The 20,181-nt window shown below is 63.4% G+C and carries 23 protein-coding genes and 2 tRNA genes; 8 read left to right on the top strand and 17 right to left on the bottom strand.

The window, feature by feature from the left end; all coding sequences use genetic code 11:
- Positions 1-120: 120 nt before the first annotated feature.
- The gene (locus C2H86_RS01935) at positions 121-333 is read left to right on the top strand and encodes a hypothetical protein (RefSeq protein ID WP_103446789.1); all 213 of its coding nucleotides are present in this window, start codon (positions 121-123) and stop codon (positions 331-333) included.
- Here C2H86_RS01935 and C2H86_RS01940 read toward each other — a convergent pair.
- From C2H86_RS01940 to C2H86_RS01970, 7 genes are all read right to left on the bottom strand, one after another.
- On the bottom strand, positions 305-1,312 hold the full coding sequence (locus C2H86_RS01940) for a nucleoside hydrolase (RefSeq protein ID WP_159411217.1): 1,008 nt from the start codon (positions 1,310-1,312) through the stop codon (positions 305-307). The two genes, C2H86_RS01935 and C2H86_RS01940, sit on opposite strands and share 29 nt — an antisense overlap.
- A 154-nt stretch (positions 1,313-1,466) precedes the next feature.
- Entirely contained in the window at positions 1,467-1,865 is a 399-nt protein-coding gene (gene rbsD, locus C2H86_RS01945) for a D-ribose pyranase (protein ID WP_159411218.1), read from the bottom strand.
- Positions 1,862-2,770: a ribokinase gene (gene rbsK, locus C2H86_RS01950; RefSeq protein ID WP_159411219.1), complete on the bottom strand. Its 909-nt coding sequence runs from the start codon at positions 2,768-2,770 to the stop codon at positions 1,862-1,864. Before rbsK ends, rbsD begins: the two co-directional genes overlap by 4 nt.
- Before the next feature lie 9 nt (positions 2,771-2,779).
- Entirely contained in the window at positions 2,780-3,802 is a 1,023-nt protein-coding gene (locus C2H86_RS01955) for a LacI family DNA-binding transcriptional regulator (RefSeq protein WP_159411220.1), read from the bottom strand.
- Positions 3,803-3,806: 4 nt separating this feature from the next.
- Positions 3,807-4,802, bottom strand: a complete 996-nt coding sequence (locus C2H86_RS01960) for an ABC transporter permease (protein WP_159411221.1) — start codon at positions 4,800-4,802, stop codon at positions 3,807-3,809.
- A complete protein-coding gene (locus C2H86_RS01965; RefSeq protein ID WP_159411222.1) occupies positions 4,799-6,352 on the bottom strand; it encodes a sugar ABC transporter ATP-binding protein in 1,554 nt (517 codons plus the stop codon). Before C2H86_RS01965 ends, C2H86_RS01960 begins: the two co-directional genes overlap by 4 nt.
- 20 nt (positions 6,353-6,372) lie before the next feature.
- The gene (locus C2H86_RS01970; protein WP_159411223.1) at positions 6,373-7,329 is read right to left on the bottom strand and encodes a sugar ABC transporter substrate-binding protein; all 957 of its coding nucleotides are present in this window, start codon (positions 7,327-7,329) and stop codon (positions 6,373-6,375) included.
- A gap of 301 nt (positions 7,330-7,630) precedes the next feature.
- Here C2H86_RS01970 and C2H86_RS01975 point away from each other — a divergent pair, with 301 nt between their 5' ends.
- Both C2H86_RS01975 and C2H86_RS01980 read left to right on the top strand, forming a co-directional pair.
- A complete protein-coding gene (locus C2H86_RS01975; protein ID WP_159411224.1) occupies positions 7,631-8,719 on the top strand; it encodes an asparaginase in 1,089 nt (362 codons plus the stop codon).
- 133 nt (positions 8,720-8,852) lie between these two features.
- Positions 8,853-9,095 carry a DUF1654 domain-containing protein gene (locus C2H86_RS01980; RefSeq protein ID WP_103446780.1) on the top strand — a complete coding sequence of 81 codons (243 nt, stop codon included), beginning with the start codon at positions 8,853-8,855 and terminating at the stop codon, positions 9,093-9,095.
- A 3-nt stretch (positions 9,096-9,098) separates the two neighbouring features.
- Here the strand turns inward: C2H86_RS01980 and C2H86_RS01985 are convergent, their stop codons facing one another.
- The 4 genes from C2H86_RS01985 to C2H86_RS02000 form a co-directional block, all read right to left on the bottom strand.
- On the bottom strand, positions 9,099-9,524 hold the full coding sequence (locus C2H86_RS01985; RefSeq protein WP_159411225.1) for a GTP pyrophosphokinase: 426 nt from the start codon (positions 9,522-9,524) through the stop codon (positions 9,099-9,101).
- 62 nt (positions 9,525-9,586) lie between these two features.
- A complete protein-coding gene (locus C2H86_RS01990) occupies positions 9,587-10,159 on the bottom strand; it encodes an SPOR domain-containing protein (RefSeq protein WP_159411226.1) in 573 nt (190 codons plus the stop codon).
- A gap of 171 nt (positions 10,160-10,330) precedes the next feature.
- Positions 10,331-10,407: transfer RNA gene (locus C2H86_RS01995), tRNA-Val, on the bottom strand.
- Positions 10,408-10,586: 179 nt separating this feature from the next.
- Positions 10,587-10,663 (bottom strand) — tRNA-Val (locus tag C2H86_RS02000).
- 202 nt (positions 10,664-10,865) lie between these two features.
- On the opposite strand from C2H86_RS02000, the gene C2H86_RS02005 reads away from it, so the two are divergent.
- Positions 10,866-12,149 (top strand): NAD(P)/FAD-dependent oxidoreductase, encoded by a 1,284-nt coding sequence (locus tag C2H86_RS02005; RefSeq protein WP_103446777.1) that lies wholly within the window; start codon positions 10,866-10,868, stop codon positions 12,147-12,149.
- Between the two features lie 108 nt (positions 12,150-12,257).
- Here the strand turns inward: C2H86_RS02005 and C2H86_RS02010 are convergent, their stop codons facing one another.
- Positions 12,258-13,001, bottom strand: a complete 744-nt coding sequence (locus C2H86_RS02010) for a peptidase C39 family protein (protein ID WP_159411227.1) — start codon at positions 12,999-13,001, stop codon at positions 12,258-12,260.
- Between the two features lie 156 nt (positions 13,002-13,157).
- Here C2H86_RS02010 and C2H86_RS02015 point away from each other — a divergent pair, with 156 nt between their 5' ends.
- The gene (locus C2H86_RS02015; RefSeq protein ID WP_159411228.1) at positions 13,158-13,337 is read left to right on the top strand and encodes a hypothetical protein; all 180 of its coding nucleotides are present in this window, start codon (positions 13,158-13,160) and stop codon (positions 13,335-13,337) included.
- A 54-nt stretch (positions 13,338-13,391) separates the two neighbouring features.
- On the opposite strand, the gene C2H86_RS02020 is transcribed toward C2H86_RS02015, so the two are convergent.
- Both C2H86_RS02020 and C2H86_RS02025 read right to left on the bottom strand, forming a co-directional pair.
- On the bottom strand, positions 13,392-14,144 hold the full coding sequence (locus C2H86_RS02020) for a TerC family protein (RefSeq protein ID WP_103446775.1): 753 nt from the start codon (positions 14,142-14,144) through the stop codon (positions 13,392-13,394).
- Positions 14,145-14,174: 30 nt separating this feature from the next.
- Positions 14,175-14,414, bottom strand: coding sequence for a hypothetical protein (locus C2H86_RS02025; protein ID WP_159411229.1), 240 nt, complete (start codon positions 14,412-14,414; stop codon positions 14,175-14,177).
- 132 nt (positions 14,415-14,546) lie between these two features.
- Here C2H86_RS02025 and nhaR point away from each other — a divergent pair, with 132 nt between their 5' ends.
- From nhaR to C2H86_RS02040, 3 genes are all read left to right on the top strand, one after another.
- Positions 14,547-15,440 (top strand): transcriptional activator NhaR, encoded by an 894-nt coding sequence (nhaR, locus tag C2H86_RS02030; RefSeq protein WP_159411230.1) that lies wholly within the window; start codon positions 14,547-14,549, stop codon positions 15,438-15,440.
- Positions 15,441-15,514: 74 nt separating this feature from the next.
- Entirely contained in the window at positions 15,515-16,726 is a 1,212-nt protein-coding gene (gene sstT / locus C2H86_RS02035) for a serine/threonine transporter SstT (RefSeq protein ID WP_159411231.1), read from the top strand.
- A 128-nt stretch (positions 16,727-16,854) separates the two neighbouring features.
- On the top strand, positions 16,855-17,502 hold the full coding sequence (locus C2H86_RS02040; protein WP_159411232.1) for a YceH family protein: 648 nt from the start codon (positions 16,855-16,857) through the stop codon (positions 17,500-17,502).
- A 5-nt stretch (positions 17,503-17,507) separates the two neighbouring features.
- Here C2H86_RS02040 and C2H86_RS02045 read toward each other — a convergent pair whose 3' ends face one another.
- The 3 genes from C2H86_RS02045 to ahpC form a co-directional block, all read right to left on the bottom strand.
- Complete coding sequence (locus tag C2H86_RS02045) at positions 17,508-17,696, bottom strand: hypothetical protein (RefSeq protein ID WP_041166543.1); 189 nt, start codon at positions 17,694-17,696, stop codon at positions 17,508-17,510.
- A gap of 165 nt (positions 17,697-17,861) precedes the next feature.
- Positions 17,862-19,424 carry an alkyl hydroperoxide reductase subunit F gene (ahpF, locus tag C2H86_RS02050; RefSeq protein ID WP_159411233.1) on the bottom strand — a complete coding sequence of 521 codons (1,563 nt, stop codon included), beginning with the start codon at positions 19,422-19,424 and terminating at the stop codon, positions 17,862-17,864.
- A 125-nt stretch (positions 19,425-19,549) separates the two neighbouring features.
- A complete protein-coding gene (ahpC, locus tag C2H86_RS02055) occupies positions 19,550-20,113 on the bottom strand; it encodes an alkyl hydroperoxide reductase subunit C (RefSeq protein WP_004375926.1) in 564 nt (187 codons plus the stop codon).
- Between the last annotated feature and the right edge of the window lie 68 nt (positions 20,114-20,181).

Genomic DNA, 20,181 nt, shown 5'->3' on the forward strand with positions numbered 1-20,181 from the left:
GCCGCTTGGTTTGCGCCGCAAAGTCATGATTTACTTTAGGAAGTGAAGGCATAGTGCCTCCTTCGAACACCAGGATCCGGTGTTCGCCCCTCCGCCCCGGGCCCGCAGCGAGAGCCTTTCATGAGCAGCCACAGCATCGACGCCGATATCAAGGTCAAATGGGCCGAGGGCCAGAGCGCCTACAGCCCCAGCACGCCCGAAGAGTTGCTGTTGATCGCCATCGACCTGCTGGTGCGCGACCGCGGCGGCGAGGCGGCGCGCAGCTTCATCGACCAGGTGTTCGAGCGCTACGCGCCGCACACGGCTATTGCAATCGAGCCAGGCGCGCGCTGAGCAGGTCGAAAAAGCCCTGGGCGTCACCCTCGTTCACCCACAGCACATTGGCCGGCTGCTTGAGCACGCCGTACCAGTCGGCGATGGTCTGGCCAAAGGTCGGGCCTTCGCGGCTGTCGACGCTCATGTGGATGCGCCGGCCGCTAAACAGCTCGGGTTTCAGCAGGTAGGCGATGACGCTGGCGTCATGCACCGGGCCACCGGGCATGCCGTACACGTCCATGTCGTGCTTGACGTAGGCTTCGAGGATATCGAGCACTTTCTTACTGGCCTGGTTGTTCACGGCTGCCAGCTGCCTGAAGCGGGCGTCGCTGGTGATGATCTTGTGGGTGACATCCAGCGGCAGGTAGGTCAGCTGCACGCCGCTGGCGAGCACCACCTCGGCGGCATGCGGGTCGGCATAGAGGTTGAACTCGGCAACCGGGGTCATGTTGCCGCCATTGAAGTGGGCGCCGCCCATGACAACCACCTCCTTGATGCCCTTGACGATGTCTGGGCGCTGGATCAGCGCCAGGGCCAGGTTGGTCTGCGGGCCGAGCATGGCGATGGTGATGCTGTGGGGCTTGGCCTGGCTCAGGGTGTCGACCAGGTATTGCACCGCATTGCCTTCGGCCAGAGGGCTTTTGGGCTCATGTACCGGCACACCGGTCAGGCCTTCTTCGCCGTGGACGTCGGCGGCGTAGATGGGCGCTCGCACCAGCGGGCGCCCTGCCCCGGCGTATACCGGGATGTCTTCGCGGCTGGCCCATTCGCGGGCCAGGCGGGCGTTGCGCGAGGTCTTTTCCAGGCGCACGTTGCCGGCGACGGTGGTGATGGCGTGGATGTTGAGTTCTTCGGGGGAAGCCATGGCCAGGAACAGTGCAACCACGTCGTCGGCGCCGGGGTCGGTGTCGATGATCAGGTCACGCGGGGCGGCCTGGAGGGTGGCGGTGGCGGCTGCGGCCATGAGGGTGAGTCCTTGTAGCAGGGGCTTGAGCATGGGGGCACTCCTGTTGCCTAGGTGGTGTTTTCTGGGGCCGCTTTGCGGCCCAATCGCAGGCAAGCCAGCTCCCACAGGTAATTCACAGGCCCCGAGAGCGGCACAGTACCTGTGGGAGCTGGCTTGCCTGCGATCGAGGGCGCAGCCCTCGCCTTCAAAAGGTGACGCCGGAAATCAGGGCGATGTTGCTGTAGGGCTGGCATTCGCCGGTGCGGACAATCGCCCGCGCATTGCGCGACAACTCCTTGAAGGCTTCATGGCTCAGCCATTCGCGCTTGCCCAGCTTGCCCTTCAAGCGCTCGATCTCGACCAGCGCTGGCGGCACCACCTTTTGCATTTCTTCGGCCAGCACGTACCGCTCCACCTGCAGCTCGCTTAACACCGCGCGCAGCACGCTGGCAAAATCCGGTACCCCTGCCGTCAACGCCAGGTCGATCAGTTCGACACCTGGCGGCACTGGCAACCCGGCATCACCAATCACCAGGATGTCGCCATGGCCCATCCCGGCGATGGTCCGCGACAGGGCGACGTTGAGCAGCGTGGTCTTTTTCATGGGGTCAGCTCCGCCAGATAAGGAATCGACGGCTGGGCACCGGCACGAGTGACGGACAAGGCTGCGGCGTGCTGGCCGAAAGCAATGGCCTCGCCCTCCTCCTTGCCCTGCACCAATGCAGCGGCAAAACCTCCGATGAAGGTGTCGCCCGCTGCCGTGGTGTCCAGCGGCTGCACCTGAGGCGCCGGGAAATGCTGGCTGCCGTCACGGCTGACGAACAATGCCCCCTGCGCGCCCAAGGTTACGATTACCTTGCCGGCACCTAACTGCAGCAGGCGCTCACCAGCACGGCGGGCGCTTTCGAGGTCGTTGACCGGCTCACCGGTTAGCGCTTCAGCCTCACTTTCGTTGGGGGTGAGGTAGTCGATGTGGGCGAACCAGTGCGCTGGCAACGGCCCGGTAGCTGGCGCCGGGTTGAGAATCACCCGTTTGCCAAGTTCGCGGGCTCGGGCGAGTGTCCAGGCAACGGTGTCCAAGGGCACTTCGAGCTGGCAGATGACCACTTCAGCGGCTTGCAGCAAGGTATCGAAACGCTGCACCGACTCAGGCGTCAGCAGCCCGTTGCCGCCCGGGATGATAACGATGCAGTTCTGGCTGGCAGCATCCACGGTAATCAGCGCCACGCCACTGGATACGCCAGGGCACACGCTGACCGCCTGGCAATCGATGCCTTCCACTTGCAGCGCCTGGCGCAACTGCTGGCCGTAGGCGTCATCGCCGACATTGCCCACCATCGCCACACTGCCACCCAGGCGCGCCACCGCCACCGCCTGGTTGGCGCCCTTGCCGCCGGGCACGGTGAAAAAACTCTCCCCGGCCAGCGTTTCGCCGGCTCGCGGCAGCCGCTGGGCGCGGGCCACCAGGTCCATGTTGAGGCTCCCGACCACCACTACCTTGGCATGCATGGCAATTCCTTAGCGGTAATCATTGAACAGGTCCGGGCGCGGCCCGGTGGATTCGCGCAGCACGATACGCGGGGCGACGATGCGCTGCTCGGCCGCATCGCGACGCGGCGTGGCGATGCGCGACAGCAGCAAGGCGGCAGCATTCTCGCCCAGCTCGCGAATCGATTGGCCGACGGTGGTCAGCGGCGGGTACACATAGCGGCTCAATTCGATGTCGTCGAAACCGATCACCGACAGCTCGCCCGGCACGTTGATATTGCGCTCGGCAGCGGCGCGCAACACGCCGAAACCGATCATGTCGTTGCCGGCGAAGATTGCCGTCGGCCGCTCGCCTTCGAACAGTTGCGCGGCGGCAGCATGGCCACCCGGGCTGGTGAAATCGCAATGCAGCACACGGCCATCCAGCACCTCGGCCTCGGCTTCGGCCATCGCCCGGCGGAAGCCGCTCAGGCGCAACTGGGTAACGCCGGTTTCGGCCGGGCCGCCGATGTAGGCGATGTCGCGGTGGCCCAGCTCCAGCAGATGGCGGGTCGCCAGATAGGCACCGTGTTCGTGGTCGATGCGCACCAGGTCGGCATCGACGCCCTCCAGCTCGCGGTCGACGATGACCATCGGCGTGCGCACGTTGGTCAGGCTCTGCAGCAGGTCGGCGTCCTCGCCCACCGACGCCACCACCAGGCCGTCGATGCGCTTTTCCAGCAGCACGCGCAGGTAGCTGCGCTGCTTCTGCGGGTTGTCGTCGGAGTTGCACAGGATCACGCAATAGCCGTTGCGCTCGCAGGCATCCTCGATGCCCCGGGCCAGCTCGGCGAAGTACGGGTTGACGCTGTTGGGTACCAGCAGGCCGATGGTGGCCGTGCTGCGCGCCTTGAGCGAACGCGCCACGGCGCTGGGCACATAGTCGAGCTCCAGGATGGCCGCTTCGACCTTGAGCCGTACCTGCTCGCTGACCGGGCGAGTCTTGTTCAGGACATGGGATACCGTGGTGTAGGAAATGCCCGCGAGGGCCGCGACGTCTTTGATGGTTGCCATGTTTTCAGTTCCGCCGGCCTGCACGCCGGCTGCGATAAGTGTCGAGCACCACGGCGATGACGATGACCGCCCCGGTGATGATGCGTTTGGTGGGTTCCGAGGCGCCGATCTGCGCAAGGCCTGCAGCCAGCACGGAAATGATCAGCACGCCGAAGAACGTACTGATGACCGAGCCGCGCCCGCCCATCAGGCTGGTGCCGCCAATCACCACGGCGGCGATCACCTGCAGCTCCAGGCCGGACCCGGCATTGGGGTCGGCAGCTTCCAGGCGCGAGATCTGGAACAGCGCAGCCAGGCCGGCGAGCAGCCCCATCAGGGCGAACACCAGCACCTTGTAAGGGCGCGGGTCGATGCCGGCCAGGCGCACGGCCTCTTCGTTGGTGCCGATGCCAATCAGGTAACGGCCGAACACCGTGCGGGTCAGCACCAGCTGGGCCAGCACGATCACCAGCAAGGCGATGATGAAGGCCGGCGAGATGCCGAAGGCGACCGGGTTGGAGAACCAGGCGTAGGCATCGCCGATATAGGCGGTGCGCGAGTCGGTGAACTGATAGGCCAGGCCGCGGGCCATCTCCAGCACCCCGAGCGAAACGATGAACGACGGGATACGCCAGGCCACGGTGACGCCACCGGTGATGCTGCCAGCCAGGGCGGCGACGCCCATGCCGAGCAAGGCCGCTGGCAACACGCCCCAGCCCCAGCCGAGGATCGCCACGCTGACCGTGGAAGCCGCGAGGGCCAGCACCGAGCCGACCGAAAGGTCGATACCGCCGATGATCAGCACGAAAGTCATGCCCACCGCCAGTACCATCAGGTCGGGGATCTGGTTGGCCAGGGTGCTGAAGGTGGCGTACGACCAGAAGTGGCTGCTCAGGAACGAGAACAGCACGATCATCGCCAGCAAGGCGCCGGCCAGGCCCAGGTAGGTGCCCAGGCCGAAATAAGTGCCGCTGCGGCGCACCGGCGCGCCGGTAGGGGTATCGAGGGGTGTGGTCTTCATGCATCCATCCTGGGTGCTGCGTCATGCAGCAGGGCATCACGTTTCTGGTAGCCGGCGAAGGCCGCGGCCAGGAGCTGGTCCTGGCTCCAGTGTTCGCGGTCGAAGGTTTCGATCAGGCGGCCGGCGGAAAGCACGGCGATGCGGTCGCAGATCAGCATCAGTTCGCGCAGGTCGCTGGACACCACCACCAGGGCCTTGCCCTGACGCGCCAGCTCGGCCAGCAGGCCATAGATGTCGAACTTGGCGCCGACGTCGATGCCGCGGGTGGGCTCGTCGAACAGCAGCACCTGGCAGTCGCGCTCCAGCCAGCGGCCGATCACCACCTTCTGCTGGTTGCCACCGGACAGTTCGCCGACCGCCTGCGCCGGGCTGGCGCTGCGGATGCGCATGGCGCTGATCTGGCGTTCGGCCAGGGCCTGTTCCGCCTCGCCGTCGAGCACCCCGGCGCGGGACACGGCGGGCAGGTTGCCCAGGGCGATGTTGGCGCTGATCGATTGAGTCAGCAGCAGGCCTTCGCCCTTGCGGTCCTCGGTGATCAGGGCGATACCGGCCTTTACCGCCGCCTTGGGCGAATCGATGGTGACCGCCTTGAGCGGCTGGCCGATCTCGATGCTGCCGCTGTCGGCACGGTCGGCACCGTAGATCAGCCGCAGCAGCTCGGTGCGCCCGGCGCCGATCAGCCCGGAGATGCCAAAGATCTCCCCTGCCCTGACCTGCAGCGATACATCACGCACCTTGTCGCCGCGGCGCAGCTTGTCGACCTTGAGCAACGGCGCGCCGATGGTGCGCCGCCCCAGGTCTATATGCTCGCCCAATTCGCGCCCGACCATCAGGTTGACCAGTTCGGCGCTGCTGTAGCGCTGGATCGGCTCATCGCACACCAGCTGGCCGTCGCGCAGCACGACGATGCGCTGGGCCACGCGCTGCAACTCTTCAAGGCGGTGGGAGATGTAGACGATGGCCACGCCGCGCTGGCGCAACCGCTCGATCTGGGTGAACAGCAGCTCCACTTCGCGGGCGGTGAGCATCGCCGTGGGCTCGTCGAAGATCAGCACACGACAGTCGCCGATCAGGTTGCGGGCGATCTCGACCATCTGCTGATGGCCGATGCCCAGCTCGCCGACCGGGGTGTCTGGGTCGATAGCGTCCAGGCCGACCTGGGCCATGGCGGCCGTGGCCAGTTGGCGCAGGCGCTTGTGGCTGATCCAGCCGAAGCGGCTGGGCAGGTTGTCGAGAAACAGGTTTTCCGCCACGGTCAGGGTCGGCAGCAGGTTGAGCTCCTGCATGACCATGCGCACGCCGAGGCGCTCGGCCTCGCTGCGGCTGGCCGGTGCGTAGGCCTGGCCACGGTAGGTCATGTGCCCGGTGGTGGGGGTTTCCAGGCCGCAGATGAGCTTGGACAGCGTGCTCTTGCCCGCGCCGTTCTCGCCGGTCAGCGCCAGCACCTCACCTTCGCGCAGGGCCAGGCTGACTTCGGCCAGCACCGGCTGGGCATAGCTTTTGCCCAGCGCGCTGGCGGCAAGCACCACTTCATTGGCCGATACAGGCATGGCCACTTCTCCTGCTGAGGTCAGGGCTTGGTGATGAGTTCGACCGGGGTCTGGATGACGTTGTCGGCGTCCACGTCCGGCTTCTCGCCCTTGAGTACTTTCAGCGCTGCCTGGATGCCGTACACGGCCTGCTGGCTGGCGGCCTGGTCGAGGGTGGCAAGCACGCGGCCATCCTTGAGCATCGGCTTGATGGCGTTGATGTTGTCGTAGCCCACCACCTGCACCTGGCCGGTCTTGCCAGCAGCGCGCACGGCCGAAACGGCGCCCAGTGCCATGCTGTCGTTACCGGCCAGCAGCGCCTTGAGGTCGGGGTATTCGTTGAGCATGGAGGCGGCGACGGCGTTGCCCTTGTCGATCTCCCAGTTGCCGGACTGCACCGAGACGATCTTCATCTTCGCGGCTTCCATCGCGTCCTTGAAGCCAGCGGTACGCTGCTGGGCATTGGTGGTGGTCGGCACGCCTTCGATGATGCCGACCTGGTCACCGGCCTTGAGCTTCTGATTGGCCAGGTAATCACCGACCAGGCGGGCGCCCTTGCGGTTGTCAGGGCCGACGAAGGGCACGCTGATGCCTTTGCTCTTGAGCAGTTCAGGGTCCAGGCGGTTGTCGATGTTGATGACGATGACACCCTGGTCCATGGCCTTCTTCACGGCCGAGACCAGCGCCTTGGAGTCGGCCGGCGCGATCACCAGGGCCTTGGCGCCGGAGTTGACCATTTGCTCGACGATGCGAATTTGTTCACCGGTATCGGTTTCGTTCTTGATGCCGTTGGCAACCAGGTCGAAATCGCCGGGGTGGGCTTTCTGGTAGTCCTTGGCGCCGTCTTCCATGGTGCGGAAGAATTCGTTGGCCAGCGACTTCATGACCAGTGCGACCTTGGGTTTTTCCTCTGCATGGGCGGCAGACAGTGGCATGGCGAGGGACAGCGAAGACATGACGGCGAGCGCCAGCAGACGACCGGGGAACGGCAGTTTCATGGGGGATGACTCCGAATCTTGTGATTTTTATCGGATCGCAAACGTTTGCGTTGAGTAACTATGGAAACAAGACCTGGTTTTGTCAAATCCGTTTCGCTGGCGGGGGCAAGACGCGGCTGGTACTGATTATCCAGAATTTTTCCGAAAAACCGAACACCTTTTCCTATGCTTGTTCGGGGTTCCGAATGGAATACGCCCCGTAAGGCCTGCAAGCCGGCCCTGAGCACTGCTGGTACGAAACCTGCCTTGGTTAGCGTGCGACACAGCAACCATCTCATTAGGAAGAGAGAGAACAATAATTATGAATGCTGCACTGAAGCCCTTCGCCCCCAGCGCCCTGGCGCTGCTGCTGATCCTGCCCGCCACGGCCTCGGCAAAGGAAGCCGAAACCCAGCAGAAACTGGCCAACGTGGTCATCCTCGCCACCGGCGGCACCATTGCCGGCGCTGGCGCCAGCGCTGCCAACAGCGCCACCTACCAGGCCGCCAAGCTCGGCGTCGACAAGCTGATTGCCGGTGTACCGGAACTGGCCGGCCTTGCCAATGTGCGCGGTGAGCAGGTGATGCAGATCGCCTCCGAAAGCATCACCAACGACGATTTGCTGAAACTGGCCAAGCGCGTCGCCGAGCTTGCCGACAGCAAGGACGTTGATGGCATCGTCATCACCCACGGCACCGACACCCTGGAAGAAACCGCCTACTTCCTCAACCTGGTCGAGAAGACCGACAAACCGATCGTGGTGGTCGGCTCCATGCGCCCGGGCACGGCAATGTCTGCCGACGGCATGCTCAACCTGTACAACGCCGTGGCAGTCGCCTCCGACAAGCAGTCGCGCGGCAAGGGCGTGCTGGTGACCATGAACGACGAGATCCAGTCCGGCCGCGACGTGAGCAAGTCGGTCAATATCAAGACCGAAGCGTTCAAGAGCGCCTGGGGCCCGATGGGCATGGTGGTGGAAGGCAAGTCGTACTGGTTCCGCCTGCCGGCCAAGCGCCATACCACACAGTCGGAGTTCGACATCAAGCAGATCAGCAGCTTGCCACAGGTGGACATTGCCTACAGCTACGGCAACGTGACCGATACGGCGTACAAGGCGCTGGCGCAGAGCGGCGCGAAAGCGATCATCCATGCCGGTACCGGCAATGGCTCGGTGTCGTCGCGGGTGGTGCCGGCCCTGCAGGAACTGCACAAGAACGGCGTGCAGATCATTCGCTCGTCCCACGTCAACCAGGGTGGCTTCGTGCTGCGTAATGCCGAGCAGCCGGATGACAAGTATGACTGGGTGGTGGCCCATGACCTGAACCCGCAGAAGGCGCGGATCCTGGCGATGGTGGCGATGACCAAGACCCAGGACAGCAAGGAATTGCAGCGGATCTTCTGGGAGTACTGATACCGGCATGACCTGGGGCTGGTGCGTTGCCTGCACCGGCCCTTGCCCGCGAAAAATCCAGCACCGATGCAGTTGCGAAATACTTTGCCTTGAAATACTGTACGCACATACAGCACAACAAGGAATCGCCTCCGTGGCCAACACCGCCGAAGCAACCGCAAGCAGCTACCAGCAACTGGGCCTGCGCATCCAGAAGATCATCAACAATCCTCTCGCCCAGCGCAGCCGCGCCGCGCTGATCTTCCGCCTGGAGCACGAGTCGCCCGATGATTGGGCAACCCTGCTCGAGGAAATCGCCGAGAACGACAACGTCACCCTCGCCCACCGCGACGACGGCGGCGTGCAGATCTTCTGGACCGTGCCGAAAGAGGATTGAGGCTCAGGCCAGCGCCTGCAGGTAGGCACTGGCCTCGCGGTAGCGGGCCAGCCGTGCAAGATCAGCAGGGCCAGGCACGGGAATGCGCGAAAGGTCGCTATTGTCGGCCAGGTCGGCCAGTTTGACGGTGCGTGCCAGCGGGTCACTGCCCAGGCGCACGACGAAGTCCTGATAGCTTTCGCCCTTGTTCCGGCTCAGGGCCAGCAAGGCGGCGAGAATTTTCAGGGGGAAACCCTCACGGGCGAGGTCGGAAAGGGTCAGCGACGTGTCTTCGATCACGTCATGCAGCACCGCGACAATGCGCTGCTCCGGTGTGCTGACCCGCATCATCACCCGCAACGGGTGGAGGATATAAGCTGCTCCACCCTTGTCACATTGCCCTTCATGTGCCCTGGCGGCCACGGCAATGGCCCGCTCCAGCGTAGACATGAGGCCCTCCCCGTCTGGCTTGTAATAGGCCAAGCATAGCCGGGGAAGACTACAGATTACAGTTAACGCTGCGCACCATGCTGAATGACGATCGAATCGGTACCCAATTTGGCCATCACTTCAGCCTTGCGCGCATCGGCCTCGGCCTTGCTCGGGAACGGCCCCATCAGCACCACGGGTTTGCCGTCGCGGTATTCGACCGAGGACGGGATGCCCTTCTCGATCAGGCGTGCGGTCATGTCGGTCAGCGCCCCCATGTTGGCGCCCTGGATCACTTCGACATCCCAACCCTCTGGGGCCGGCTGATCGGCCAGCGCCTCGGCACGGCGTTGCAGTTCAGCGCCGCCGCAGTATTCGCGAATGCGCAGGTTGTTGCCGCCGTCATCGACGATGATTTCGTATTGGCCGTCGGCACCCTTGATCGCCACGTAGCTGCGGTAAGCCTCATACTGGCCGGCATCGTCCTTGCCACGCACCTGGCCGCAGATGGTGCCCTTGGTGTCGATCCGCACGTTGCCGAACTTGGCAGTCTTGGGGTTGTGCAGGTGCTCGGCAACCTGCTTGTGCACACCCTCGACCTCGTTCTCACAGCCCGCCAGGGCCAGCACTGCCAATACCACTGCCAGTTTGCGCACGCGTTTACCTCCAGATTCGAAGGGGCGGATTCTACCACGACCGCCCTGGGCACCGCCCGCGACCAAAGGTTACACGCTGCTTCGAGGGGCTTTTTCGAGAGGGGCATGGAAAGCAAAAAGGGCGACCCTTTCGGATCGCCCTTTTCGATGCCCGGAGACCGGGACTTTGTTTGGTAGGCACAATTGGACTCGAACCAACGACCCCCACCATGTCAAGGTGGTGCTCTAACCAACTGAGCTATGTGCCTGTCGTGTGGTGCGCATATTAGTGATCGAATGCGTACCTGTAAAGCGTTTTTTTCAAAAAAATCAAAAACTTTCAGAAACCTGCGGGCGCCGGTACCCACGACCTCGAATGCGCCCATAATGCAAAAAGGGCGACCCATGCGGATCGCCCTTTTCGATGCCCGGAGACCGGGACTTTGTTTGGTAGGCACAATTGGACTCGAACCAACGACCCCCACCATGTCAAGGTGGTGCTCTAACCAACTGAGCTATGTGCCTGTCGTGTGGTGCGCATTCTACGCAATCCAAAAACCCTGTCAACACTTTTTTTCGCGCTAACTCACTGAATCTTAAACTGTTTATAGAGAAGGGACCGCTGCAGGCCAGTAAAGGATTTTCAACAGACGACTAGCGGGTGTTTATTATTATTGATAGCATCGGTACATTCGTTAAAAATATAAAACACAGAGGTTCCTGCAGCATGGCTAACACCCCCTACCCCCAGTCCTACTACGCCGCCTCGGCCAACCCGGTGCCGCCACGTCCGGCGCTGCAGGGTGAGGTGGAAACCGATATCTGCATCATCGGTGCCGGCTACACCGGCCTTTCCAGCGCGCTGTTCCTGCTGGAAAACGGCTTCAAGGTGAGCATCGTCGAAGCGGCCAAGGTCGGCTTCGGCGCATCGGGCCGCAACGGTGGCCAGATCGTCAACAGCTACAGCCGCGACATCGATGTCATCGAGCGCACCGTCGGCCCCAAGGAAGCACAACTGCTGGGCCAGATGGCCTTCGAAGGCGGCCGCATCATCCGTGAGCGCGTGGCCAAGTACAACATCCAGTGCGACCTGAAGGACGGCGGCGTATTCGCTGCGCTGACCGCCAAGCAGATGGGCCACCTGGAATCGCAGAAGCGCCTGTGGGAACGCTTTGGCCACAATCAGCTGGAGCTGATGGACCAGAAGCGCATCCGTGAAGTGGTCGCCTGCGACAACTACCTGGGCGGCATGCTGGACATGAGCGGCGGCCACATCCACCCGCTGAACCTGGCCCTGGGCGAAGCCGCCGCGGTCGAGTCGCTGGGCGGCATCATTTATGAGCAGACCCCGGCCATCCGTATCGAGCGCGGTGCCAACCCAGTGGTGCACACCCCGCAAGGTAAGATCCGCGCCAAGTTCATCATCGTTGCCGGCAACGCCTACCTGGGCAACCTGGTACCGGAACTGGCCGCCAAGTCGATGCCATGCGGTACCCAGGTGATCACCACCGAGCCGCTGGGCGAAGAACTGGCTCGCACCCTGCTGCCACAAGACTACTGCGTGGAAGACTGCAACTACCTGCTCGACTACTACCGCCTGACCAGCGACAAGCGCCTGATCTTCGGCGGTGGCGTGGTGTACGGTGCGCGTGACCCGGCCAACATCGAAGCGATCATTCGTCCGAAAATGCTCAAGGCCTTCCCGCAGCTGAAGAACGTCAAGATCGACTACGCCTGGACCGGCAACTTCCTGCTGACCCTGTCGCGTCTGCCACAGGTCGGCCGTATCGGCGACAACATCTACTACTCGCAGGGTTGCTCGGGCCACGGCGTGACCTACACCCACCTGGCGGGCAAGGTGCTGGCCGAGGCCCTGCGCGGCCAGGCCGAGCGTTTCGACGCCTTTGCCGGCCTGCCGCATTACCCGTTCCCGGGTGGCCAGATGCTGCGCGTGCCGTTCAGCGCCATCGGTGCCTGGTACTACAGCCTGCGCGATCGTCTGGGCTTCTGATGTAAGCAGGCCAGGCCTCTTCGCGGGACAAGCCCGCTCCCACAAGGTACTGTGCCATGGCACAAATCCTGTGTGGCTTGTCCCGCGAATGAGCCGGTGCAGGTAACGCTATTTATTCAGGCTGCGCACAGCCTGTTTCGCCGCCACTTCCTGGCCCGCCCGGGCCAGTTCGTCGGCAGCCTGCAGCCAACGCTGGCGGTCCACCTGGGCCGGCAGCTGGCGCGGAGGCTGCACCAGCACCGCCCAACTCCCCTCCTTCGCCCACGCCGAGGCAAAGTCGTCGAACGCCATCAGCTGGCGCCGATGCATCCCTGAGCGCAGCAGCACGCGCTTCTTGAAGCTGTCATAGCCGATCAGCACCGCATAGCGCGGTTCGCTCCACCACGCCGAACCTTCCTGGTAACGCAACAGCACTGGGTTGCCAGCGGCCACTTGAGTCAGCAAGGCGTCCAGTTGCTTGTCCAGCGGGTACACGACCATGCCGTAATCGCGGGCCACACGTGGGATGCTGGTTTCCAGCGCATCAGCTGCCTTCGGCAAGTTCAGCGGTTTGTCCAGCAGCCCGGGGGTGATCGGCGCACCCTGCTGCGAGAGCAGCGCGGCCAGGGCCATCGCCCCGCTGTGGTTGGCATTGCCGCGGTAGAACGGCACGCTGCTGATTTCGACCCGCTGGGGCATGCCCTTGAGGCTTGCAGAGGGTGCGCTGGCGCAGCCGCCCAGGGTCGCAGCCACCAGGCAGGCGGCCAACAGCTGACGTGGGACGGTCGCCCAGCTCTTGCAGGAATGTTGCTCCATGGACACTCGCTTGTTCCGATGCCAGGCAGGCAGCGCCCGGCTCTGGCCACCGATCATAGGGCGCCGCGTCGCGCGGGTATAGTCCGACAAGCGATTGGAACCAATCGGCTTAAGCAATCGACCTTTGGTCAATGGAACGTCACGGACTGGCAGCTAGACTAATGCTGTGTCTGGAGGGCAAACCGCAGGTTGGCCCAAGAGAAGGAGGCACACATGAGCCTGACCATGGCAATCCTCATGCTGGTAGGTATGTGGCTAAGCGTCGCGGCCGCCATGCTGTGGGGTGTTTTGCGTATCGTGCGGCGTCATTCCCAGCATCACCACCTGCCCCCGCAGGCCCCTGCCAAGGCGCAGCCTGTGCGCAGGGCGCAGCGGCATGCCGGGGTGCACTGAGGTTTGTTCACCTGAATGCAAACGGGGCGCCTAGCGCCCCGTTTGTTTTTTTCATCAGCCTTCAGCGGCTTCACGCTTGAGCCGCGCTCGGCGTGCCAGGATGTTGAGGATCTCGATCACCGTCGAGAAGGCCATCGCCGCGTACACATACCCTTTCGGTACATGGGCGCCAAAACCTTCGGCGATCAGTGTCATGCCGATCATGATCAGGAAGCCCAGGGCCAGCATCACCACCGTCGGGTTGTCGTTGATGAAGTTGGCCAGCGGGTCAGCGGCCACCATCATGACGATGACTGCGGTGATCACGGCAATGATCATGATCGGCAGGTGCTCGGTCATGCCCACGGCAGTGATGATGCTGTCGACCGAGAAGACGATGTCCAGCAGCAGGATCTGGAAGATCGCAGCAGCAAAGCCCAGGGTAACCGTGTTGGAGACCTTGGCTTCTTCCTTGGCGCCGTGCGGGTCGACGTTCTCGTGAATCTCCTTGGTGGCCTTCCACAGCAGGAACAGGCCGCCGGCAATCAGGATCACGTCCTTCCACGAGAAGGCGTTGCCGAACACTTCGAACACCGGGTCGGTCAACTGCACGATCCAGGCCACGGTGCTGAGCAGGGCCAGGCGCATGACCAGGGCCATGCTGATGCCGATACGGCGTGCCTTGGAGCGATACTCCACAGGCAGCTTGTTGGTCAGGATCGAGATGAAGATCAGGTTGTCGATACCCAGTACCACTTCCATGGCCACCAGTGTTGCCAGGGCGACCCAGGCGGTAGGGCTAGCGGCGAGTTCCAGCAAGTATTCCATTGTTCAAATCCTGAAGCGGCGGTTGTAGGGTCAGATTTCCTGGGTGTGTTCTTTCTTCTCGGCGTCCTTGGGCTTCTGGCCCTCGTGACCGATGGCATCGCTCAAGGCCTGCTGGGCGGCCTTGTTGGTGTCGTCGATGGCCTGCTTGGCCGACTTTGCCGCCTGGTCGAGCATCTGCTGGGCAGACTTCTCGGCCTGGTCGCAACCGGCCAGGCTGAACAGCGACAGGGCCAGCACCAGCGGAGTGCCAATGGATTTGAGATGCAGCATGGTGTCCTCGCTTGAAAAATCCCGGCGGCGCGAAGCGCCTGATGGGGTCGCATTCTAAAGACGCCAATACTTCAGGAAAATTCGTATTTCCAGTGTGTATACTTCGGTTTTTTCGAATCGGGACCCGCGCGCGTGCTCAACTATCGCCAGCTCCACTACTTCTGGGCCGTGGCCAAGACCGGCAGCATCGCCCGCGCCAGCGAACAGCTGAACCTGACACCACAGACCATCAGCGGGCAGATCAGCCTGTTCGAGCAGACCTACGGGCTGGAACTGTTCCAGCGCGTCGGCCGGCAACTGGAGCTAACCGAGACCGGCCGTCAGACGCTAGTCTACGCCGAGCAGATGTTCCAGATCGGCGGCGAGCTGGAGGCCATGCTCAGGGCTGGCCCGCAGGAGCAGATCCTGTTTCGCGTGGGGGTGGCCGACGTGGTGCCGAAGTCGATCGTCTATCGCCTGCTGGCGCCGACCATGGAGCTGGACGAGGTGCTGCGCATCAATTGCCGCGAAGACAAACTCGAACGGCTGCTGGCAGACCTGGCGATCCAGCGCCTGGACCTGGTGATTTCCGACAGCCCGATGCCCAGCCACCTGGACATCAAGGGCTACAGCCAGAAGCTCGGCGAATGCGGCCTGAGCTTCTTCGCCACCCCGGCCCTGGCCCGACAGCATGCCGGCCCCTTCCCCGCCTGCCTGCAGGATGCGCCGCTGCTGATTCCCGGCCCGGAAACGGTGGTGAGCAGCCGCCTGTTGCGTTGGCTGAGCGAGCAGCAGGTGCAGCCACGCATCGTTGGCGAATTCGACGACAGTGCGCTGATGCAGGCGTTCGGCCAGTCAGGCAGCGGGATTTTCGTCGCGCCGAGCGTGATTGCCGAGGAAGTCTGCCGCCAGTATGGCGTCGAGCTGATCGGCCAGACCGAAGCGGTGCATGAGTCGTTCTATGCCATTTCGGTGGAGCGCAAGGTCAAGCACCCGGGGATCGTGGCGATTACCGAGGGCGCGCGGCGGGAGCTGTTTCACTGGTAGTGGCTGCCGGCGATAGGGCCGTGCCCGATTGTGCTAAAGTCGCGCCCTTTGAAGATTCCGAGACTTCGCTGCACATGACGCCTGTTTTCCGCCTCCTCAACCGCACTAGCCTGGTGACCCAGATCGTCATCGGCCTGGTCGCCGGCATCGCCCTGGCCCTGCTGGCTCCCGCCATCGCCCGTGACCTGGGCTTCCTCGGCAAAGTGTTCGTCAGCGCCCTCAAGGCCGTCGCGCCAGTGCTGGTGTTCATTCTGGTCATGGCGTCGATCGCCAACCACCGCCACGGCCAGGAAACCCACATCCGCCCGATTCTCTGGCTGTACCTGCTGGGCACCTTCGCCGCCGCCGTGGTGGCCGTGGTCGCCAGCATGCTGTTCCCTTCGCATCTGGCCCTGAGCACTGGCGAGGCAACCCTGAGCGCGCCAGGCGGTATCACCGAGGTAATGCAGAACCTGCTGTTGAGCGCGGTCGACAACCCGGTGAACGCCTTGCTCAACGCCAACTTCATCGGTGTGCTGACCTGGGCCATCGGCCTGGGCGTGGCCCTGCGCCATGCTGGTGATACCACCCGCACCGTGGTCGAGGACCTGTCCAATGGCGTGACCTTGATCGTGCGTGTGGTGATCCGCTTCGCCCCGCTGGGTATCTTCGGCCTGGTCAGCTCGACTTTGGCCCAGTCTGGCCTCGGCGCCCTGCTTGGCTACCTGCACCTGCTGGGGGTGCTGATCGGCTGCATGCTGTTCGTGGCGCTGGTGATGAACCCGCTGATCGTGTTCTGGAAGATCCGCCGCAACCCTTACCCGCTGACCTTGCTGTGCCTGCGCGAGAGCGGCATTACTGCGTTCTTCACCCGCAGTTCGGCTGCCAACATTCCAGTCAACCTGGCGCTCTCGGAGCGCCTGGGGCTGCATGAGGATACATACTCGGTATCGATCCCGCTGGGGGCGACCATCAACATGGCCGGTGCGGCGATCACCATCACCGTGCTGACTCTGGCGGCGGTGCATACCTTGGGGATTCCGGTCGACTTGCCGACGGCGGTGCTGCTCAGCGTGGTGGCGGCGATCTGTGCCTGTGGTGCGTCGGGTGTGGCCGGAGGGTCGCTGCTGCTGATTCCGCTGGCGTGCAGCCTGTTCGGCATTCCCAGCGAGATTGCCATGCAGGTGGTGGCGGTAGGCTTCATCATTGGCGTGCTGCAGGATTCGGCGGAGACGGCGCTGAATTCTTCGACCGATGTGTTGTTTACGGCGGCGGCTTGCCAGGCTGAAGAACGGCGTAGCGTTTGAGATTGCCGGGGCCGCTTTGCGGCCATTCGCGGGCAAGCCCGCTCCTACACAGGCCGCAAGAGCGGTGATTGCTTAAGCCTGGCGCTTTACCTACGCTAGTGGCCTTTCCCCAGCAATGAGACAGGGCCATGTCAGAACACGAAACCGCAGGCGAAGGCCGCTTCAGCAGCATCGAGATCCGCATTCTCGGCGCGCTGATCGAGAAGCAGGCCACCAGCCCGGAAAGCTACCCGCTGACCCTCAACGCCCTGGTCCTGGCCTGTAACCAGAAGACCAGCCGGGAACCGGTGATGAACCTCACCCAGGGCCAGGTCGGCCAGGCCCTGCGCGCCCTCGAGGGCCAGGACATGACCCGCCTGCAGATGGGCAGCCGCGCCGACCGCTGGGAACAGCGGGTGGACAAGGCGCTGGAGCTGGTTCCGGCACAGCTGGTGCTGATGGGCCTGATGTTCCTGCGTGGGCCGCAGACCCTCAACGAACTGCTGACCCGCAGCAACCGCCTGCACGACTTCGACGACACCGAACAGATCCAGCATCAGCTCGAACGCCTGATTTCGCGCGACCTGGCCCTGCACCTGCCACGCCAGGCCGGGCAGCGGGAAGACCGCTATACCCATGCCCTGGGTGACCCGGCGGAAATCGAGGCGATTCTGGCGGCGCGCCAGCAAGAAGGCGGCGCTCGCAGCAGTGGCGGCAGTGTTTCGGAAGAACGTATAGAAGCCTTGGAAGCGCGGATCGCAGCACTGGAAGCGCGACTGGCCGAGCTGGAAGGCTGAGCCGCTTAAGGTTCAGGGTCGGGGAAGTTGCGACAGCTCTTGCGCTCGGCCAGCTCCCGGTCACTGGGGCGCTGGTCGACGAACACGGTGCGCCCGTCGGCATAGATCTCGAGGTAGCCCCAGTGCAGGTCCTGCTCTTTCTGCCCGGGCTTGGGGGGGACTAGCCACCAGGGTTCGCGGCTGATCAGGGTCATGGTGAAGCTCCTGAGGGTGTCTGCGGTAAGCATAGACACCCTCAGGTTTTGCTTTGTCAGTGCCGGCCCTTCGCGGCTAAAGCCGCTCCTACAGGGATATCACCGCCCGTGGGGCCTGTGCTGTGCCTGTGGGAGCGGCTTTAGCCGCGAAGAGGCAGGTACGGCTTACGCCGGCGCCGAAGTGCGGATCAGGTGATCGAACGCCGCCAGCGAAGCCTTGGCGCCCTCGCCTACCGCGATGACGATCTGCTTGTATGGCACGGTGGTCACATCCCCTGCAGCAAACACACCCGGCACACTGGTCTGGCCCTTGGCGTCGACGATGATCTCGCCACGCGGCGAAAGCTCGACCGTGCCTTTGAGCCAATCGGTGTTCGGCAGCAGCCCGATTTGCACAAAGATGCCTTCCAGCGCCAGGTCATGCACCTCATCGGTGCTGCGGTCCTTGTAACGCAAGCCCGTCACTTTCTCGCCATTGCCAACCACCTCGGTGGTCAGCGCGCTGGTGATCACCTTGACGTTCGGCAGGCTGTGGAGCTTGCGCTGCAGCACCGCGTCGGCACGCAGCTGGCTGTCGAACTCGATCAGCGTTACCTGGGCAACGATACCGGCCAGGTCGATGGCCGCTTCCACGCCAGAGTTGCCGCCGCCAATCACCGCCACGCGCTTGCCCTTGAACAGCGGGCCGTCACAGTGCGGGCAGTAGGCCACGCCACGGGCGCGGTACTCCTGCTCGCCCGGCACATTCATTTCACGCCAACGGGCACCGGTGGCGAGGATCACGGTCTTGGCCTTGAGCGAGGCGCCGCCCGCCAGGCGCACTTCGTGCAGGCCGCCGTCGGTGGCCGGGATCAACGCTTCACCGCGCTGCAGGTTCATGATGTCGACGTCGTACTGCTTGACGTGCTCTTCCAGCGCCGTGGCCAGCTTCGGCCCTTCGGTCTCTTGTACCGAGATGAAGTTCTCGATGGCCAGGGTGTCGAGCACCTGGCCGCCGAAACGCTCGGCAGCGACACCGGTGCGGATGCCTTTGCGTGCGGCATAGATGGCCGCTGCAGCGCCGGCAGGCCCACCGCCGACCACCAGCACGTCAAAGGCATCCTTGGCGTTGATCTTCTCGGCCTGGCGGCTACCTGCGTTGGTGTCGATCTTGCCGAGGATTTCTTCAAGGCCCATGCGGCCCTGGCCGAACACTTCGCCGTTCAGGTAGATGCTCGGCACCGCCATGATCTTGCGCGACTCGACTTCATCCTGGAACAGTGCACCGTCGATGGCCACGTGGCGCACATTGGGGTTGAGCACCGCCATCAGGTTCAGTGCCTGGACCACGTCCGGGCAGTTCTGGCACGACAGCGAGAAGTAGGTTTCGAAGGTGAACTCGCCTTCCAGTGCCTGGATCTGCTCGATCACTTCGGCGCTGGCCTTGGACGGATGGCCGCCGACTTGCAGCAGCGCCAGCACCAGGGAGGTGAATTCGTGGCCCATGGGGATGCCGGCAAAGCGCAAGCTTATGTCGGCACCCGGGCGGTTCAGCGAGAACGAAGGGCGACGGGCGTCACTGCCGTCCGCGCTGAAGGTAATGAGGTTCGACAGGCCGGCGATTTCCACCAGCAGGTCGTGCAATTCGCGGGACTTCGCGCCGTCGTCGAGGGAGGCAACGATCTCGATCGGCTGGGTGACCCGCTCCAGGTAGGTTTTCAGTTGCGATTTAAGCGTGGCGTCCAACATACGGGCGATTCCTTTTTCAAAACTCGGATACAAAAACGCCCAGGCGAGTTCGCCCGGGCGCTTTTACGGGGCGGTAGATACTTCAGCTTTGGCGGCTGCTTACCGCCCGCGACTTCTTCACAGTCTTAGATCTTGCCGACCAGATCCAGGGAAGGGGCGAGAGTAGCTTCGCCTTCTTTCCACTTGGCCGGGCAGACTTCGCCTGGGTGAGCGGCAACGTACTGGGCAGCCTTCACTTTGCGCAGCAGCTCGGCTGCGTCGCGGCCAACGCCACCGTCGTTCAGTTCGACGATCTTGATCTGGCCTTCCGGGTTGATCACGAAGGTACCGCGATCGGCCAGGCCGGCTTCTTCGATCAGTACGTCGAAGTTGCGCGAGATGACGTGAGTCGGGTCACCGATCAGCGGGTACTGGATCTTGCCGATGGTGTCCGAAGTGTCGTGCCAGGCTTTGTGAGTGAAGTGGGTGTCGGTCGACACGCCGTAGATTTCCACGCCCAGCTTCTGGAACTCGGCGTAGTTGTCGGCGAGGTCACCCAGTTCGGTCGGGCAGACGAAGGTGAAGTCGGCCGGGTAGAAGAACACGACGGACCACTTGCCTTTCAGGTCGGCTTCGCTGACCTGAACGAACTCGCCCTTGTGGTAGGCGGTGGCGTTGAACGGTTTGACCTGGCTGTTGATGATTGGCATGAGAGACGCTCCTTCATGGGGTTGGAATCAGTTGATGGAAAGAATCCTAACCGCTGGTCCCGATAAAG

The organism is Pseudomonas putida (assembly GCF_009883635.2).
GTDB lineage: Bacteria > Pseudomonadota > Gammaproteobacteria > Pseudomonadales > Pseudomonadaceae > Aquipseudomonas > Aquipseudomonas putida_W.

What these genes read in the sequence shown, in the direction of transcription:
- C2H86_RS02040 (WP_159411232.1), top strand. Translation starts at nt 16,855, where the DNA reads ATGTCAGAACACGAAACCGCAGGCGAAGGCCGCTTCAGCAGCATCGAG.
- C2H86_RS01975 (WP_159411224.1), top strand. Translation starts at nt 7,631, where the DNA reads ATGAATGCTGCACTGAAGCCCTTCGCCCCCAGCGCCCTGGCGCTGCTG.
- ahpF (WP_159411233.1), bottom strand. Translation starts at nt 19,424, where the DNA reads ATGTTGGACGCCACGCTTAAATCGCAACTGAAAACCTACCTGGAGCGG.
- C2H86_RS01970 (WP_159411223.1), bottom strand. Translation starts at nt 7,329, where the DNA reads ATGAAACTGCCGTTCCCCGGTCGTCTGCTGGCGCTCGCCGTCATGTCT.
- C2H86_RS02010 (WP_159411227.1), bottom strand. Translation starts at nt 13,001, where the DNA reads ATGATCGGTGGCCAGAGCCGGGCGCTGCCTGCCTGGCATCGGAACAAG.
- rbsD (WP_159411218.1), bottom strand. Translation starts at nt 1,865, where the DNA reads ATGAAAAAGACCACGCTGCTCAACGTCGCCCTGTCGCGGACCATCGCC.
- C2H86_RS01985 (WP_159411225.1), bottom strand. Translation starts at nt 9,524, where the DNA reads ATGTCTACGCTGGAGCGGGCCATTGCCGTGGCCGCCAGGGCACATGAA.
- C2H86_RS02005 (WP_103446777.1), top strand. Translation starts at nt 10,866, where the DNA reads ATGGCTAACACCCCCTACCCCCAGTCCTACTACGCCGCCTCGGCCAAC.
- C2H86_RS02020 (WP_103446775.1), bottom strand. Translation starts at nt 14,144, where the DNA reads ATGGAATACTTGCTGGAACTCGCCGCTAGCCCTACCGCCTGGGTCGCC.
- C2H86_RS01960 (WP_159411221.1), bottom strand. Translation starts at nt 4,802, where the DNA reads ATGAAGACCACACCCCTCGATACCCCTACCGGCGCGCCGGTGCGCCGC.
- C2H86_RS01935 (WP_103446789.1), top strand. Translation starts at nt 121, where the DNA reads ATGAGCAGCCACAGCATCGACGCCGATATCAAGGTCAAATGGGCCGAG.
- C2H86_RS01955 (WP_159411220.1), bottom strand. Translation starts at nt 3,802, where the DNA reads ATGGCAACCATCAAAGACGTCGCGGCCCTCGCGGGCATTTCCTACACC.
- C2H86_RS01965 (WP_159411222.1), bottom strand. Translation starts at nt 6,352, where the DNA reads ATGCCTGTATCGGCCAATGAAGTGGTGCTTGCCGCCAGCGCGCTGGGC.
- ahpC (WP_004375926.1), bottom strand. Translation starts at nt 20,113, where the DNA reads ATGCCAATCATCAACAGCCAGGTCAAACCGTTCAACGCCACCGCCTAC.
- C2H86_RS02025 (WP_159411229.1), bottom strand. Translation starts at nt 14,414, where the DNA reads ATGCTGCATCTCAAATCCATTGGCACTCCGCTGGTGCTGGCCCTGTCG.
- sstT (WP_159411231.1), top strand. Translation starts at nt 15,515, where the DNA reads ATGACGCCTGTTTTCCGCCTCCTCAACCGCACTAGCCTGGTGACCCAG.
- rbsK (WP_159411219.1), bottom strand. Translation starts at nt 2,770, where the DNA reads ATGCATGCCAAGGTAGTGGTGGTCGGGAGCCTCAACATGGACCTGGTG.
- C2H86_RS02045 (WP_041166543.1), bottom strand. Translation starts at nt 17,696, where the DNA reads ATGACCCTGATCAGCCGCGAACCCTGGTGGCTAGTCCCCCCCAAGCCC.
- C2H86_RS01940 (WP_159411217.1), bottom strand. Translation starts at nt 1,312, where the DNA reads ATGCTCAAGCCCCTGCTACAAGGACTCACCCTCATGGCCGCAGCCGCC.
- C2H86_RS02015 (WP_159411228.1), top strand. Translation starts at nt 13,158, where the DNA reads ATGAGCCTGACCATGGCAATCCTCATGCTGGTAGGTATGTGGCTAAGC.